Source organism: Mesorhizobium sp. SP-1A (assembly GCF_032460275.1).
Taxonomy (GTDB): Bacteria; Pseudomonadota; Alphaproteobacteria; order Rhizobiales; family Rhizobiaceae; genus Mesorhizobium.
Genome location: NZ_JAVXZD010000003.1, coordinates 302385 through 318218, shown reverse-complemented (window position 1 = coordinate 318218; position 15834 = coordinate 302385). Strand labels below are relative to the sequence as shown.

Sequence of the window (15834 nt, the reverse complement as noted above, 5' to 3'; positions counted from 1 at the left end):
TCCTGCCCGCATTTATGCACCGGCGGAGCCCGCCTGGCTGCAAGAGGCTCAGCCCTTCTCGGCCAGCCGCTTGAGCTTGGCCTGCGCGGTGTCGGCGTTCTCGCCATAGGCGATGGTGCCGGCGAACTCGCCCTTGCCGTTCAGCAGCAGCACCGAGGCGGTATGGTCCATCGTATAGTCGCCGCCATCGGTCGGCACCTTCTTCCAGTAGATGCCGAACGCCTTGGCCATGTCGTAGACCTTGTCCGGCTCGCCGGTGATGCCGACGATACGGTCGGAGAAATTGCCGACATAGGTGTTCATCACGTCGGGCGTGTCGCGCGCGGGATCGATCGAGACGAAATAGGCGCGGATGTTCTTGCCGTCGTCGCCGATGGTCTTCAACCAGCCGGAAAGCTCGAACAGCGTAGTCGGGCAGACCTCGGGGCAGTGGGTGAAGCCGAAGAAGACCGCGCTCGGGTGGCCGCGGAAGGCTTCCTGGGTGATCGGCTGGCCTTTCTGGTCGACCAGCGTGAAGGGCGCGCCGAAGGCCTCGCCGCTGTAGTGGCCGCGATACCAGTCGAAGGTTAGCCAGCCGATGCCGGCCGCCATCAGGACGAGAATGCCGACAAGGATTGAGCGCATCATGGAATCGGTCCGTTCCGGATTTCGTCCCGCCGCAGGTCAAACCCGGCGGCGGTATCTTCATGCCGCGATCTTATCGTCCGGGCAGGGGCTGCGCAAAGATGCCGTGTTGCCGCAACCTGCCGCTTGCAAAAACGCGCATGCTTCACCACCTGTGATCGGCCCATGAATGCAGATTGGTCCCAGTTCAACGGCAGGAGCGTTCCTTGCGCCATACATTTTTCCGCAGGCTCATCGCGCAAAAGACGGCCGGCATCGCCGCCGGCGCCATTCTCCTTCTCGGCGTCGGCGCGGCGGTCGCGCAGGAGATCGGCCGGGTGGGCGTCGACTGGATCGGCAACGACATCGTCGTGGAAGCAATCAAGGACCCCAAGGTGGAGGGCGTGACCTGCCATGTCTCCTATTTCGACCGCAGCGTCGTGGACCGGCTGAAGAAGGGCAACTGGTTCGAGCAGCCGTCCGACACGGCGATTTCCTGCAACCAGACCGGGCCGATCACCATCGGCGACATCGACCTCGGCAAATCCGGCGAGGAAGTGTTCAAGCAGGGCATCAGTCTGATCTGGAAGAAGCAGGTGGTGAACCGCATTTACGACAAGACCAACGACACGCTGGTCTATCTGTCGCATTCGCGCCAGGTGCAGGACGGTTCGGCCAAGATGGCCATCTCGACGGTGCCGCTCTACGGGCAGAACGTGGTGTGGGCCAAGGGCAAGCCGAAATAGCCGCGCTTGCCGGCGTCGGCGCGGCGGCGTAAAGCCCCGCCATGGACCGCCAAGACGATCTCGTATTGAGAGACCCCGAGCCGCGCATTCATCCCACGGCGGAGATGAAATCCTGCCGGCTCAGCCGCTATGTCTCGATCGGCGAGCGCGTGATCCTGCGGCAGGTCACGGTGGGCGACTTCTCCTATTTCGAGCGGCATTCCGAGGCGATCTACGCGACGGTCGGAAAATTCTGCTCCATCGCCGCCAACACGCGCATCAACGCGCTGGAGCATCCGATGGAGAGGCTGACCACGCACAAGGTCAGCTACCGGCCGAACGAATATTTCCGCTGGCTCGGCGTCGACGGCGAGTTCCGCGACCGGCGCCTGAGCAAACCCGTCACGATCGGTCACGACGTGTGGATCGGACACGGCGCCGTCATACTGCCGGGCGTGACCATCGGAAACGGTGCGGTGGTGGGCGCCAATGCCGTGGTGACCAAGGACGTGCCGCCTTATGCAATTGTCGCAGGCGTGCCTGCGCGCGTGCTGCGGCCGCGTTTCGCGTCCGGAATCGCCGCCCGGATCGAGGCGCTGGCCTGGTGGGACTGGCCGCCTATGACCATCGCCCAGGCTGTTCCGGACATGCAGGCGATGCCGATCGAAGCTTTTCTCGAGAAGTGGGAAGCGGAGGCATCTCCCGCCGCAGAGCGGTAACCATTTCGCTTAAGGTAAAGATTTAGCGTTAAGAAACGGAAAACGGGTTGTATAAGACAATGTAAGCAATCTTCGGTTGTGTTTTCTTTCCTGGAATGTCCTACTCGCCTTGGAGGTACTTTTCACGAGGCGGAAGGAAACTTCGGCAACACAGGAGAGAAGTCATGAAGTATGCATTTGTGCTCGCTACTGCCATTGTTTCCCTTTCCACCGCAGGTGCTTATGCCGGCGGCTGCAATTGCGGCTCCACCAAGATCGGCGGCAGCACGGGAATTTCCAGCGGGCTGATCAATGTCTCGCCCTCGATTGGGCTTGGAAACATCTCGGCGCTGAACGGCATCGCCAACGGCAACGCCATCCTGAGCGGCAACGTCATTTCGGGCATTCTCAGCGGCAACAAGACCGGCGTGCTCAACGGCGTGGGCGGCGTGCTGAACGGGCTGGGCGTGAACCTGCTCGGCTCCAACGCCAGCTACAAGCTCGGCAGGCACTGAGTCTCGCGACAGAGCCGGACGGTTGGGCCCGGCCGGCCGCGTCCGGCTCGGGGCAGGAGGGACTTGCCCTCCCTCCTGTCTTGATCGCTGTTTCCGGATGGCGCCGGGCTCAGGTCCGGCGCCGTCCGCGCGCTAGATCTTCGTGCGCAGGCCGACAAAGGCGTCGACCGTGGACTGGCGGATATCGATCACGGTCTTGAACGTTCTCGAATAATCCACCCTGAACACCAGCGAGGCAGGCGCGCCGAGTTCATAGACCGCTTCGGCAAACAGGGAACGGGTGTGCTCCTTGTTTTCGAACAGCAGGTTCTCCTTCGTCTGGCAGGCGAGGCCAGCGCCGAACAGAAGTTCTTGCCGCGGTTTGAAGGCGATTTCCAGCTCGCCGCGGCGCAGCCATGAGGCGAGGGGATCGTCGCTGTCGGCGCTTTCGTAGCGGCCGATGAAACTGCCTCGTAGTTCCAGCGTATCGATCAGGGGTTTGGAGAAGGTCACCTGCCAGGCCGGGCGCACACGGCTGTACAGGCGGTCGCGGTCGCCGAGCCATTCCGCGCCGAGCGCGAGGCCGAGCGCAGACCCGTCCTTGCCGGCGAAAGCTATTTCCCCTCGCAGCCCATATTGCCGGAACGAAAGCGCGACGGGCGGCGAACCGAGTTGCTCCACCGATTCCAGCAGGGCGGAGGCCGAACCGCCAAAGGCCAGCGCGCCGCGCGTGCGGGTCAGCCGCAGGGAAAATTGCAGGCGATTGCGGTCGGGATCGAGCCGGCTTGCCGGCAGCAGGTCGTTCTGGAAATGCGTCCGTCCGACCATTTCGAAATTGTCGGCGGCTTCCAGGATCAGCGACGTGGCGTCGCCGAGATCGAAGCCGACCTGAAGGCCGGCGCCGGCGACCTGCTTGGTCGTGCGGGTGCCAAGCACCACGGGTCCGATCTGGACGTCGTCGCCCGTGCTGGCAGCATTGTAGGCGAGGGTGCCGCGCAGTTCGGCGCCGTTCGATAGGCGCCGGAAGACCTCGCCGGACAGGGCGAGCGCGCGATCGTCCTCCAGCGTGACGGTGTCGTGGCGGCTTGCCTCGAATTCGGTGCGCAAAGCGGCATAGGCGTCCTCGTCGCCCCATCGGCGATGGAGGGAGCCGCGCAACAGCGTGTACCAGTCAGGCAGCGCATAGTCGCTGTCGAGAACGTTGCTGGTCCAGTGGCGTTCGAGACTGCCGGCCAGCTTCCAGCCGTCAGTGCCCTTGGCCGGCAACTCCGCCGCGGGGGCGGCAGCGCCGAGCGCCAGGAGGCAAGCGCCGGCAAGCGCGTATCGCAATCGCATGCCGGGCTTCGCTGGAGCCGAGGAGGCGATGCGGCGATGCGGCAAACTGCACTCCCCGATGGGACCCCTCCCGCCTGCGGGGGTGGCGAAGCGGAAGGGGCCGGAGGTACCGCTCTGGGCGGAAGGAGCAGGCTTCTTGCCTGCAAGTCCACTCTCCTATATCCCTTATAAATTGAGTATAATAATCTGCACAATTTCAGATTGTATTCGGTTGCACTGAAAAATAGACGCCTGGCAAGGGAACCCTCCGCGCCCCGCAAGGTTACCTCCATTCTTCTGGAGGAAACATGCTTGAGAGGCTTTTCACCCGCATCGCCAATCGCGTTGCCTGGTACGCCGGTGCGCCGGTCGTCTTCATCCTGTGCGTCGCGGTGGTCGTGATCTGGGCTGCCAGCGGCCCGGTCTTCCACTATTCCGATACATGGCAACTGGTCATCAACACGGGCACGACCATCGTAACCTTCCTGATGGTGTTCCTGATCCAGAACACGCAGAACCGCGACGGCGCAGCCATACAGGCCAAGCTGGACGAGTTGATCCGCGTGACGGAGGCGCGTAACGGCTTCATCGGCATCGAGCACCTGACCGAAACGGAGCTCGAGGAGATCCGGCGCAAATGCGAACAGGCGGCGGAGCGCGCCGAAAAGAAGATCGCGAAGGCCGAAGAAGTCGTCGCGAAGGAGGCCGAGAAGACCACCGGAAAGCCCTCCAGAACGCGCAAACATGCGGCGTGATGCAGGTCCCGCGGCTTCCCGGCGGGTTGACCGGCCGGCGTCCGGTCGCAATGGTGGCAGGCCTAGGATGCGGAGACTTCTGATTTGACGGACTGGATAGAAATCCTGAGGCAGCAGGCGGAAACCGGCGAACGCATGGCTCGCGATGTGCCGGCCATGCTGGGAAATCCCGATATCAGCGAGGCGCAGGTGCGCACCCTGTTTTCGGAACTGGAAAAGCAGGCCGAATTCGTCGAGAAGCTGCGCATGGCGCTGGAGAAGGTCGGCCACGATTTTCCGATCGTCACCGCCGCCGAAAAGCTGGAGGAGCGTTATGCCGACCTGGCTGCTACCGTGGCGGAGAAGCTGAAGGCGATGCGCGGCTGAGGCGCGCCTACCTGCTTTGTTCCTTCTTTATCTGGCGTTCGAAGCGCGTGTCCGGCACGAACCAGATCACGGCCACCAGCACGTAAAGTCCGATGGCGATCCAGTGGTTGACGAAGGCCAGGGCAATCGCCGCCAGATAGATGACCACCGAGATCCTGCCCTTGAAATCGGCGCCCAGCCCCTTGGCGAAGCTGGTTTCGGGACCATGCAGGCGGTGCAGTTGCGCCACCAGAATCCAATAGGCGACGGCGCATAATACGAGATCGATGCCGTAGACTGCGGCCGGAACCGCCGCAAAATGGTTCTCGCCCATGAACGCCGTGGTAATGGGCATCAGCGACAGCCAGAACAGCAGGTTCATGTTGGCCCAAAGTACCCGCCCGTCCACGTGCTGCACGGTGTGGAACATGTTGTGCAGGTTGTTCCAGTAGATGCCGACATAGATGAAGGACAGGACATAGCTGAGGAAATGCGGCCATTGCGGCAGCAGGACGGAAAAATCCTCGCCCTCCGGCACCTTCAGTTCCAGCACCATGATGGTGATGATGATCGCCACCACCCCGTCGGTGAAGGCTTCGACCCGGCCTTTGCCCATAAGCGCCCTCCGCGAGGCCCGGGACCGATCGGCGAATGTCGATCAGTCCAAATCGTTTCTCAGGTCCCGCGGCCGTTTTCCGCGACGGCGTTCGACATGCGCGAACGGCCGCCGCCCGGCACGACGACGAGCTGCCTGACCTTGCCTCTCTTGAAGGCTTTCAGGAAGCGGTCGTAATCCTTGAACACCACGCAGCCGTTCGATTCCGCGCGCCCGCCACGCAGCATGTAGGTGTGCGCCAGCAGGCCGTTGCGGCCGAATTTGTTCCTGCCGTCCACCGGAGTGAGGCGGATGGCCTCCACGCCGTGGAAGCGGGATTCCCGGATGGTGAGATTGTAGGTGTTCGGCGGGGTCGGCCCGCGCATCTTCTGATCGACGTAGCGGACATTGTCGACCATGTGGCCGAGACCCGAATGCGCCTCCAGCCTCTGTCCGTCGGGCATGTAGACCGTCGCGGCCGAAATGTCATAGACGGCGACGCCGCCGCCGGCCTTGGCACCGGGCTGGCCGGAAAACAGGTTCTTGAATGCCTGGGCGATGCCGCCCCGCTCGGGATTGTCCGGCCGCGCATAGGCCATCATCGTCTGGGCGGGCGCCGGCTTCTTCGCCAGCCGGGGTGCGGCGGGGAAGACTTCCTGCCGCGGCGGGCGCTCCTGCTGCGCCGGCTGTTCTTCGCGCTGGGTCTGGCGCTCGAGGCGCGGGCGGTACACGGGCAGCGGCGCGCTGTCGGGCATGGCGAAGGCCGGCGCCTCGGCATCGTCCTGGCCCGCGTCGATCTGGCCGGAATCGGCCTGCCCAGAATCGGAATCATCCGGCAGGGTAAGCTCGAGGCTGGCCAGCAGGATGCTCCGGGAGGCCGTGTCGGGTTCGGGCAGGGGGACAGCATATTCGGTCTGGGAGCGCGCTGCGCCGGCCAGCGCCAGTGCCAGCCGGGAAGAACGTTCGGGCTCGGCCGCCTTCGGGCCGAAGCGCGAGGGATCCGGCATCCTGGCATTCAGGTCGGCAGCGGCGATGCGTGCTTCGAGCGAGCCGGGCGGCGGCAGCGTCGCCCCGGCCTTGTCCGCTGCCGCGTCGTGTCCCGGCACAAGGGCGGCGAGGCGAGGAGAGGTGTTTGCCGTCACGCGTGCGGTCTTGTCTTCCTGTGCCACGTTCGACGCGAGCTGGAAGCGCACCTGACGCTCGCGCGCGGCCAGCGTCTGCGCCTTGGCGCGCAGTTCTTCGGCCGAAGGGTGACGGGGCTCTGCAACCATTATGCGCCCCGGCGCGTTGAGAGCCGACAGGTGGGGGGCCACGGAGATGGACGCGGCGGTCGAATAGACGCCGGCCACCGTCGCGGCTGACCACAAGGCAAATCCAACCCCTACGCAGGGGACGACGACCCAGCGGGCGACGCTGCCCGCCCTTGCCGCAACCGAACCGGATTTTACGATGGCTTTGCCACCAGATTTTTTTTCACGCGCAGACGCCATACCTACCAAGCTTCTTTCAACCGGCTTGCCCGACCGCCTCTCGCAGTCGCAGCCATTGCCCGCATGCCTCCATGGCAGCGCGCCGCGATTCATCGCCGATCAATTCAAAAGATGGACAAAGATGGTTAACTAATCCCTTTGCGTGTCCCCGGCGGACGCTGCCCTTTGCAGGCAACATCCGTCCGCATTCCCCCTCAGGAAACGCCGGACGGGTGGTTTACCTCTTTCGGACGTTCCTGTGGATAAGGTCACCAAGCGGGAGAATCTGGATTTTTAAGGGCAAAAAGGCGGCGAAAAGCTGTCTTTGGCCGCCAGAGCCGCGATTCATGGGCTTTTTAGCCGTTTTCCCCAGAATGTGCGCGGGTGCGCGGCGCCCGTTAAACCGCGGTTACGAAGCCGTCCAGCACCTTTTTCTGGCCGGCGCGGTCGAAATCGATCGTCAGCTTGTTGCCGTCGACCGCGGCGATATTGCCGTTGCCGAACTTCTGGTGAAACACCCGGTCGCCCACCTTGTACGCGGAAGGCGCGTCGGCCACCGACTTGGCCACCAGCTCTCCTTCAATGGTGCGGCCCTTCACCGAACCGCGGCCGGCGCCATAGCCGGAATCGGTCTCGCCATAGCCGATGCGCTCGACCTGATGGCCCGAGCGCGTGCCCCAGTTGCGGTCGGTCGCCTCGGTGCGGTTGGCCTTGGCGCGGGCCCAGCCCGGCGTGGCATAGGTGTTCGAGAAGGACCCTGAGCCGACGCTGTCGAACCGCGAGGCGCCATAGGGGTTCTGCCGGCCGGCGGAATGGCCGCCGCCGTAGGGATTGCCGTAGCCGCCATAGCCTGAGCCGCCTTCCGCGACCTCGACATGCGCCTCCGGCAGTTCATCGAGGAAGCGGGACGGGATGGTCGATTGCCACAGGCCGTGGATGCGGCGGTTCGACACGAACCAGAGGTGCAGGTTCTTCTTCGCCCGCGTCAGGCCGACATAGGCAAGCCTGCGCTCCTCTTCGAGGCCCGAGCGGCCGCCTTCGTCGAGCGCGCGCTGGTGCGGGAACAGGCCCTCTTCCCAGCCGGGCAGGAACACGGTCTCGAACTCCAGCCCCTTGGCCGAGTGCAGCGTCATGATGGAAACCGCGTCCTGGTCCTCGTTCTGCTCGGCGTCCATCACCAGCGCGACATGTTCCAGGAAGGCGCGCAGCGATTCGTATTCCTCCATGGAACGAAGGAGTTCCTTCAGGTTCTCCAGCCGCCCGGGCGCTTCGGCCGAACGGTCGTTCTTCCACATGTCCGTATAGCCGCTCTCCTCGAGGATCATTTCGGCCAGTTCGGTGTGCGGCGTGGTGTCCAGCAGGCCCTGCCAGCGCGTGAAATTGGCGGCGACCTCGCGCAGCGCGGCACGCGGCTTCGGCTTCAGTTCATCGCTTTCGGCGAGCTTGCCGGCAGCCTCCAGCATGGGAACGCGCAGGGCGCGCGCCGTATCGTGGACGAGACGGACCGCGGCCTCGCCGAGGCCGCGCTTGGGCACGTTGACGATGCGCTCGAAGGCGAGGTCGTCGGCACCCTGCGCCACGACGCGGAAATAGGCCATCGCGTCGCGGATTTCCTGGCGTTCGTAGAAGCGCGGCCCGCCGATGACGCGATAGTTCAGCCCGATCTCGATGAAACGGTCCTCGAAGGAGCGCATCTGGAACGACGCGCGCACGAGGATGGCCATGTCGTTGAGCTTGTGCTTCCGGCGCTGGAGCGTCTCGATCTCCTCGCCGACGGCGCGGGCCTCCTCGTCCGAGTCCCAGGCCGCATGGACATTGACCTTTGGGTCTTCCGGGTCCGGCCGTTCGGTGAACAGGGTTTTGCCCAGCCGGCCCTCATTGTGGGAGATGAGGTGGGAAGCCGCACCCAAAATATGGGCGGTCGAGCGGTAGTTGCGCTCCAGCCGGATCACGGTCGCGCCGGGGAAGTCCTTCTCGAACCGCAAAATGTTGTCCACCTCCGCGCCACGCCAGCCATAGATCGACTGGTCGTCGTCGCCGACGCAGCAGATGTTGATTTGCTGTGTGGGTTTGTTTTCGCTCACGGGCCGCACCGCCGCCTCCGGCGGCTGGCCCTGCGCGGGCGCGGGCGAAACGTCGCCCGGCGCGCGGTCGCGCGCTCGCCCTTCGGCCGTATGTAGCGAGGTTGGAGCCGCGGTTTTCGGCCGCTGCGCCAGCAGGCGCAGCCACATATATTGCGCGGTGTTGGTGTCCTGATACTCGTCCACCAGTATGTATTTGAATTTCTTATGATATTCCGCCAGAACATCATGATGCTTGCGGAAGATGCGGATCGGGTGAAGCAAGAGATCGCCGAAGTCGCAGGCGTTCAGCGTCGTCAGTCGCTCCTGGTAGGCGCGGTAGAGTTCGCGCCCCTTGCCGTTGGCGAAAGCGCGCGCCTCGCCCTCGGGGATCTCGTCGGGTCCGAGCCCCTTGTTCTTCCAGCCGTCGATCATCTGCGCGAAGGTGCGCGGCGCCCAGCGCTTGTCGTCCAGTCCCTCGGCCTGGATGAGCTGCTTGATGAGGCGCGTGACATCGTCGGTGTCGAGGATGGTGAAGCCGCTCTTCAGGCCCGCCAGTTCGGCGTGGCGGCGCAGCAGCTTGACGCCGATGGAATGGAAGGTGCCGAGCCAGGGCATGCCCTCGATCGCTTCGCCGACCAGCAGGCCGATGCGCTGCTTCATCTCGCGCGCGGCCTTGTTGGTGAAGGTCACGGCCAGGATCTGCGACGGGAAGGCGCGGCCCGTGGCCAATATGTGGGCGATGCGGGTGGTGAGCACGCGGGTCTTGCCGGTGCCGGCGCCAGCCAGCACCAGGACAGGTCCTTCAGTGGTCTCCACCGCCAGCCGCTGCTCGGGATTGAGGCCCTTGAGATAGTCCGGAGCGCCGCCCTGGCCGTGGCGCGCGGCCATGGCGCGCGCGGCGATGCCGGAAGGCGCAGGCGCGCGCGCGTCGGGCTCGTCGAAGAATGGCATATCGTCGGGAAAGGCTGACATCGTTCCCGAATGTAGTGATTTGGCGTGATTTGTCACGGAGTATCGAGCAACATGTTGATATCAAAAGGCTTATGCCGCTTCCTGGACGCAAGCGCAATGCCGTGCGGTGCGGTACAAACCGAGAATCGCTGTCTACACCGTTTGTCAGAAAAAGGGCACATGCGAGGCGCTCAGGCCGGCGAGCAGCACGCCGAGCAGAAGCGCGATGATCGAGACGAGAAAATAGCGCAGCGTGACCTTGTAGACCGGCTCGTCGTCGTCGCGCGGCTGCAGAGCCCGCCAAAGCGTGATGAATTGCAGCAGGATCGCCAGCGCCAGCAATATGGTGGAGATGATCGAGGCCACCGTCCACTCGCCCTCGGCCTCGAAATTCCAGTAGCGCAGAAAAAGCAGCGAGAAGCCCAGCAGCACGGTGATTGCGGAAATCACGCCCTGCCGATAGCCGGCGGGCAGGGGATGCCCTTGCGTCGGCGGCGTGGGTCCGGTGTCGTCGCTGCTCATGTCGTTGCCCTTCGAACCGCGGCAGCGCCGCCGGGTCGGACGGCTTCATAGTAGCTGCGGAAATGCCGGCACAGCAAGGCCGGGCGCCACGGCGACACGACAGGTATCGTCCTCAACGAGGCTGATCCGCAGGGAAAAGCCGAAGGAAACAGGAACGGAATTGCGGCGCGAGCATTGAACATGTGCCGCATACGGAATTCGCGAGGGGCGGATCCTAGAGGGGGCTGGTCGTGGCCATTTCCATCACCTGTATCGTTCTCGTTCTCTTCGGTCTCTATCTCGGCATCGGCGGCGCCTGGCTCATGGCGGTCGGCGGAAGCTGGTACTATCTGATCGCGGGCATCGCCCTGCTTGTGAACGCGTGGCTGCTTTACCGGCGCAGCATGAGCGCCCTGTGGGTCTTCGCAGCCATCGTGCTGGCCACGCTGGTCTGGGCGGTATGGGAGGCCGGCTTCGACTGGTGGTCGCTCGCGCCGCGCGGCGGCGTGCTGGTGCTGATCGCGCTGTGGCTGCTCACGCCATGGATTTGGCGCCGGCTGGCCGGCCGGGACGGCCGTGCGCCGCTGATCCTGGCCGTGCTCGCCTCGCTGGCGGTCGCGGGTTACTCCATGTCGGCCGATTCGTACGACCTCGCCGGCGTGCTGCCGACGGACAAGGCGGCGGCCACGCCAAATCTCGGCGGCGACTTTCCTGCCGGCGAATGGCACTTCTACGGGCGCACGCAGTTCGGCCAGCGCTATTCGCCGCTCGACCAGATCACCGTCGACAACGTCGCGACGCTGCAGCCGGCATGGACTTACCGCACCGGCGACATTCGCGGTCCCAACGACGTGATCGAGACGACCTATCAGGTCACGCCGCTGAAGGTCGGGGACACGCTCTATCTGTGCACGCCGCATGATTTCGCCATCGCCGTGGAGGCGGCGACCGGCAAGGAGAAATGGCGCTTCGATCCGAAGGCCGGACTGGAAAGCCAGCGCCAGCACCAGACCTGCCGCGGCGTGGCCTATTACCACGATGCCAAGGTGGCTGCGGGGCAGCCCTGCGCAGAGCGCGTCTATCTGCCCACCTCCGATGCGCGCCTCATCGCACTTGATGCTGCCAACGGGCAGGTCTGCCCCGGTTTCGGCCAGGGCGGCACCGTGAACCTGCTGGCCAACATGCCTTATCCGAAGGCCGGTTACTATTATTCGACCTCTGCGCCGTTGATCGCCGGCGGCAAGATCATCGTCGGCGGCGCGGTCAACGACAACTACTCCACGCAGGAGCCGTCGGGCGTCATCCGCGCCTTCGACGCGGATACGGGCGCGCTGGTCTGGAACTGGGATTCCGGCAATCCCGACCAGACGGCACCCTTGCCGGCCGGGCAGACCTACACCGCCAACTCGCCCAATATGTGGTCCACCGCCAGCGCCGACGAGAAGCTCGGCCTTGTCTATATCCCGCTCGGCAACCAGACGCCCGACCAACTCGGCATGAACCGCAGCGCCAATGTCGAGAAGTTTTCCTCCTCGATCGCGGCGCTCGACCTGAACACCGGCAAGCTGCGCTGGGTGCGCCAGACGGTGCATCACGACCTGTGGGACATGGACGTGCCGGCGCAGCCGTCGCTGATCGACATCACCACCGCCTCGGGCGTCGTGCCGGCGCTGGTGGGAGCGACCAAGCAGGGCGACATCTACGTGCTGAACCGCCAGACCGGCGAGCCGATCATACCGGTGAAGGAGGTGCCGGCGCCGAGCAAAGGCGCGATCCAGGGCGAGAAGCCGTCGCCGACGCAGCCGGTTTCCGGCCTCACCTTCATGCCGAAGCCGCTGACGGGCGCCGACATGTGGGGCGTCACCATGTTCGACCAGCTCGCCTGCCGCATCGAGTTCAGGAAGCTGAACTACGAAGGCCGCTACACGCCGCCTTCGCTGCAAGGCACGCTGGTATATCCCGGCAATTTCGGCACCTTCAACTGGGGCGGCGTGGCGGTCGATCCGGTCAGGCAGGTCATGTTCGGCATGCCGACCTATCTCGCCTTCAAGTCCACGCTCATTCCGCGCGACCAGGTGCCGCCGCCGGACAACGGCAGGGGCAGCGAGCAGGGGCTGAACCGCAACGAGGGCGCGCCCTACGCGGTGGTGATGGGGCCGTTCCTGTCGCCGCTCGGCATCCCGTGCCAGTCGCCGCCCTGGGGCTATGTCGCAGGCGTCGACCTGCGCACCGGCAAGATCGCCTACAAGCATCGCAACGGCACCGTCTACGACATGACGCCGCTGCCGCTGCCGTTCCGGGTCGGCGTGCCGGGCATCGGCGGGCCGATGATCACCGCGGGCGGCGTCGTCTTCCTCGGCGCGGCGGTCGACGATTACCTGCGCGCCTACGATCTCACGACCGGCAAGCAGCTCTGGCGCGCGCGGTTGCCGGCCGGCGGCCAATCGACGCCGATGACCTATACGACGTCCGACGGGCGGCAGTTCGTGCTGATCGTGGCCGGCGGACACGGTTCGATCGGCACCAAGGCCGGCGACTATGTGATGGCCTGGACGCTGCCCAAGTAAGAACGAGCGCTCGCGGCCGTCACGACAGGCCGAGCTGCCCTTTCAGGCTGGGCACCTGGCCCAGCACCTGGTTGGTGATCTGGGGTCCGGCGGCAGTCTTCGCCTGTTCGATGAGCGCCTCGCCGGCGCGGCGGATCTGGTCCATGTCGAGGCCGGATGCCTTGAGCTGCGCGATGCCGTTGAGCAAAGCCCCGGCCTTCTCGCCCAGCGCGCCGCCAAGCGCGCTTTCCAGGGAACCGAGCAGCCCGCCGCCGGAGGCGCCGGCCGCCATCACGTCGTATTGCTGGGCGAGTTCGGCGGCGCCGGGCATCTTGGCGAAAAGCTGGTCGACGCTGGTGCCTTCGGCCTCGTGCTGCAGCACCGACAGCACGGTGCCGACGACTTTCTCCGTGGTGACGGGATCGATGTCGGCCGTGTTGGATATGGTGTTGACGATGTCCTGGATGTTCATGGCGTTCCTCGCTTTCGCCGAAGGGCGTGCCTGTCCGCCGAACCATGGAAGGCAAGCCGGCGGGAAGCCATTCACTTCCTCGTGATTCGTTCGAAGCGGTTGCAGGCCTATCTTGGTTCGTTCGGGAAAAGGAGGACGAACGATGCCGAAGCCGCTGATCACCCAGGCGATGATCGACGCTTACGACGAATATACCCATCTCACCCTCGACCGGCGCGGCTTCATGGAAAAACTGACGCTGATGGCCGGCTCCGGCGCGGCCGCCGCCGCCATCGTGCCGCTGCTCGCGGCCAATGCCGCCAGCGCCGCGATCGTTGCCGAGGACGACAGGCGCCTCAAGGCGGAAGACATCACCTATCCCGGCAGCGGCGGCGACATGAAAGCCTATCTGGTTCGCCCGGCCGACCAGCAGGGGCGGCTCGGAACCGTCATCGTCATCCACGAGAACCGCGGGTTGAACGGGCATATCAGGGACGTGGCGCGGCGGGTGGCGCTGGAGGGCTTCGTGGCCCTGGCGCCGGATTTCCTGTCGCCCGAGGGCGGCACGCCGGCCGACGAGGACAAGGCGCGCGACATGTTCTCCAAGCTGGACCCGGCCCGCACCGCCGCCAACGGGGTTGCGACGGTGGCCTATCTGAAGAACTACGAACACGGCAACGGCAAGGTCGGCGCCATCGGCTTCTGCTGGGGCGGCGGCACGGCCAACATGCTGGCCGTCAACGCGCCGGACCTCGCCGCATCCGTCGCCTACTACGGCGCGCAGCCGAAGGCCGAGGACGTGCCGAAGATCAAGGCTGCGCTGCTGCTTCATTATGCGGGACTGGACCAGCGCATCAATGCCGGCATCGACGCCTTCAGGAAGGCGCTCGACGCCGACCACAAGGAATACTCCGTCTACGTCTATGACGGCGCCAATCACGCCTTCAACAACGATACGTCCGCGGCGCGCTACGACAAGGCGGCGGCCGATCTGGCCTGGGGGCGCACCATCGCCTTTCTGAAGGAGAAACTGGCCTGAAAAAGAAACTGGCCAAGATTGGACCGGACCATGGCCGAGCCTGAACGCCATCGCTTCCCGCCGCGGAACGGCATTCCAAACAGCGCCCTGCCGCTGCTCCTGTGGAAGGGACGCCTGCCCGAAGACACGCGCGAGGGCAGGGCCGTCTGCGCGCTCTACGAAAGCAACAGCTGGGGCGGCACCTGGGTCTATACGGTCTATCCGTTCTGGCATTTCCACACGCAGGGACACGAGGTCCTGTCCTGCGTGTCCGGTACGGCAACCATCGGCTTCGGCGGCGACGGCGGCATCTCGGTGGGGGTCCAGAAGGGCGACGTCTGCGTGATACCGGCGGGTGTCGGGCACAGGCGATTTGCCGCTTCCGACGATTTCCTGATGGCCGGCGGATATCCACCCGGCCAGAGGGGCGACATCGTGCGTCCCGGCGGCATCGAACCGGCCGAGGCCGCGCGCCTGATCTCGTCGCTGCCATTGCCGGCGACCGATCCGATCAGCGGATTGGCCGACGGCGTGGTCTCCATCTGGAACGAGGCTCGCGCCGAAAGCCGAGCCTGATCCAGCGTTTCCTGAAATCCACACCGCCTGCCGTTCTTCCTCAATAGGGCGACTTTGCACTTGCCCCTCGGGCAGGGTCGGTTAAGTCTGTCGCGTCGGCTTGAGCGAAACGCGATCATGCGACGAGGAGCGGCGGCCGATGGCAGAGGACGGAATGGACGACAATTTCGACAAGGCGGCGATTGCCGTCATCATTGTCTTCGGGGCCATCATCCTTGGCGGCCTGATGGCGGCCAATCTGGTGGTCGGCGACCGAAACGGGTTCCTCTTTGCGCTCGGCGCGGCTTTTCTCGCCTGGATCGCCGGGCATATGATCCTGTTCGACCTGCCGCGCGCCTACGCCTTCCTCGTTGCCGGCGCGGCCGTCATGGCCGTGTGCTCGACGCTCTTCTTCGTTCTTTAGCTTCAGCCGAAATTCGCGCGCCCGCGTTTCGAGCGCGCCTGCTTGAGGATCGCCCGCCAGCGAACCATGGCGAAGGGAATCGGCTCGTTGTTGTTGGCGATCTGGTAGATCTCGTTGTTGAGGTTCTTCAGCGAGCGCCAGAAATCATAGTCGGTGATGCGCGGGTCGGCAGCCAGCTTGTCGGCCGCCGCCTTAATGTCGATCGTCATGCCCGTTCCTCAACCGCCCGTTCCTCGAAACCTTCGAGGAACCGCGTCGCCTTAACGGGGAGGTTTTCGGACTTCCCGCCGATTCGTTCAACGCTCCAGAGGCCCCGATCAGGCTTGT

The 15834-nt window shown here is 64.8% G+C and carries 17 protein-coding genes; 9 read left to right on the top strand and 8 right to left on the bottom strand.

Annotated elements, in window-relative coordinates; all coding sequences use genetic code 11:
- Nucleotides 1-48: 48 nt before the first annotated feature.
- On the bottom strand, nucleotides 49-627 hold the full coding sequence (locus tag QU595_RS16515) for an SCO family protein (protein WP_315923836.1): 579 nt from the start codon (nucleotides 625-627) through the stop codon (nucleotides 49-51).
- Nucleotides 628-878: 251 nt separating this feature from the next.
- Between QU595_RS16515 and QU595_RS16510 the strand changes: the two genes are divergently transcribed.
- The 3 genes from QU595_RS16510 (at nucleotide 879) to QU595_RS16500 (ending at nucleotide 2541) form a co-directional block, all read left to right on the top strand.
- The gene (locus QU595_RS16510; RefSeq protein ID WP_315924510.1) at nucleotides 879-1349 is read left to right on the top strand and encodes a CreA family protein; all 471 of its coding nucleotides are present in this window, start codon (nucleotides 879-881) and stop codon (nucleotides 1347-1349) included.
- 41 nt (nucleotides 1350-1390) lie between these two features.
- The gene (locus QU595_RS16505) at nucleotides 1391-2047 is read left to right on the top strand and encodes a DapH/DapD/GlmU-related protein (protein ID WP_315923834.1); all 657 of its coding nucleotides are present in this window, start codon (nucleotides 1391-1393) and stop codon (nucleotides 2045-2047) included.
- A gap of 164 nt (nucleotides 2048-2211) precedes the next feature.
- Nucleotides 2212-2541: a hypothetical protein gene (locus QU595_RS16500; protein WP_315923832.1), complete on the top strand. Its 330-nt coding sequence runs from the start codon at nucleotides 2212-2214 to the stop codon at nucleotides 2539-2541.
- A 132-nt stretch (nucleotides 2542-2673) separates the two neighbouring features.
- Here QU595_RS16500 and QU595_RS16495 read toward each other — a convergent pair whose 3' ends face one another.
- Nucleotides 2674-3855 carry a hypothetical protein gene (locus QU595_RS16495; protein ID WP_315923830.1) on the bottom strand — a complete coding sequence of 394 codons (1182 nt, stop codon included), beginning with the start codon at nucleotides 3853-3855 and terminating at the stop codon, nucleotides 2674-2676.
- A 287-nt stretch (nucleotides 3856-4142) separates the two neighbouring features.
- On the opposite strand from QU595_RS16495, the gene QU595_RS16490 reads away from it, so the two are divergent.
- Together QU595_RS16490 and QU595_RS16485 are read left to right on the top strand one after the other, a co-directional pair.
- Nucleotides 4143-4589, top strand: coding sequence for a low affinity iron permease family protein (locus QU595_RS16490; protein WP_315923828.1), 447 nt, complete (start codon nucleotides 4143-4145; stop codon nucleotides 4587-4589).
- Between the two features lie 84 nt (nucleotides 4590-4673).
- Entirely contained in the window at nucleotides 4674-4955 is a 282-nt protein-coding gene (locus QU595_RS16485; protein WP_315923826.1) for a hypothetical protein, read from the top strand.
- Between the two features lie 7 nt (nucleotides 4956-4962).
- Here the strand turns inward: QU595_RS16485 and QU595_RS16480 are convergent, their stop codons facing one another.
- From QU595_RS16480 to QU595_RS16465, 4 genes are all read right to left on the bottom strand, one after another.
- Nucleotides 4963-5550, bottom strand: a complete 588-nt coding sequence (locus tag QU595_RS16480; RefSeq protein WP_315923824.1) for a TMEM175 family protein — start codon at nucleotides 5548-5550, stop codon at nucleotides 4963-4965.
- 59 nt (nucleotides 5551-5609) lie between these two features.
- Nucleotides 5610-6896, bottom strand: coding sequence for a DUF2778 domain-containing protein (locus QU595_RS16475; RefSeq protein WP_315923822.1), 1287 nt, complete (start codon nucleotides 6894-6896; stop codon nucleotides 5610-5612).
- A gap of 500 nt (nucleotides 6897-7396) precedes the next feature.
- Nucleotides 7397-10033 (bottom strand): ATP-dependent helicase, encoded by a 2637-nt coding sequence (locus QU595_RS16470; protein ID WP_315923820.1) that lies wholly within the window; start codon nucleotides 10031-10033, stop codon nucleotides 7397-7399.
- A gap of 144 nt (nucleotides 10034-10177) precedes the next feature.
- Nucleotides 10178-10534, bottom strand: a complete 357-nt coding sequence (locus QU595_RS16465) for a hypothetical protein (protein ID WP_315923818.1) — start codon at nucleotides 10532-10534, stop codon at nucleotides 10178-10180.
- A 230-nt stretch (nucleotides 10535-10764) separates the two neighbouring features.
- Here QU595_RS16465 and QU595_RS16460 point away from each other — a divergent pair, with 230 nt between their 5' ends.
- Nucleotides 10765-13080: a glucose/quinate/shikimate family membrane-bound PQQ-dependent dehydrogenase gene (locus tag QU595_RS16460; protein WP_315923816.1), complete on the top strand. Its 2316-nt coding sequence runs from the start codon at nucleotides 10765-10767 to the stop codon at nucleotides 13078-13080.
- A gap of 19 nt (nucleotides 13081-13099) precedes the next feature.
- On the opposite strand, the gene QU595_RS16455 is transcribed toward QU595_RS16460, so the two are convergent.
- On the bottom strand, nucleotides 13100-13531 hold the full coding sequence (locus QU595_RS16455) for a hypothetical protein (protein ID WP_315923814.1): 432 nt from the start codon (nucleotides 13529-13531) through the stop codon (nucleotides 13100-13102).
- Nucleotides 13532-13673: 142 nt separating this feature from the next.
- On the opposite strand from QU595_RS16455, the gene QU595_RS16450 reads away from it, so the two are divergent.
- From QU595_RS16450 to QU595_RS16440, 3 genes are all read left to right on the top strand, one after another.
- Nucleotides 13674-14549 carry a dienelactone hydrolase family protein gene (locus QU595_RS16450; protein ID WP_315923812.1) on the top strand — a complete coding sequence of 292 codons (876 nt, stop codon included), beginning with the start codon at nucleotides 13674-13676 and terminating at the stop codon, nucleotides 14547-14549.
- A gap of 30 nt (nucleotides 14550-14579) precedes the next feature.
- Nucleotides 14580-15104, top strand: a complete 525-nt coding sequence (locus QU595_RS16445) for a hypothetical protein (RefSeq protein ID WP_315923811.1) — start codon at nucleotides 14580-14582, stop codon at nucleotides 15102-15104.
- A gap of 139 nt (nucleotides 15105-15243) precedes the next feature.
- Nucleotides 15244-15507, top strand: coding sequence for a hypothetical protein (locus QU595_RS16440; protein ID WP_410000511.1), 264 nt, complete (start codon nucleotides 15244-15246; stop codon nucleotides 15505-15507).
- A 2-nt stretch (nucleotides 15508-15509) separates the two neighbouring features.
- Here QU595_RS16440 and QU595_RS16435 read toward each other — a convergent pair whose 3' ends face one another.
- Nucleotides 15510-15716 carry a hypothetical protein gene (locus tag QU595_RS16435; RefSeq protein WP_315923809.1) on the bottom strand — a complete coding sequence of 69 codons (207 nt, stop codon included), beginning with the start codon at nucleotides 15714-15716 and terminating at the stop codon, nucleotides 15510-15512.
- Nucleotides 15717-15834: the final 118 nt, after the last annotated feature.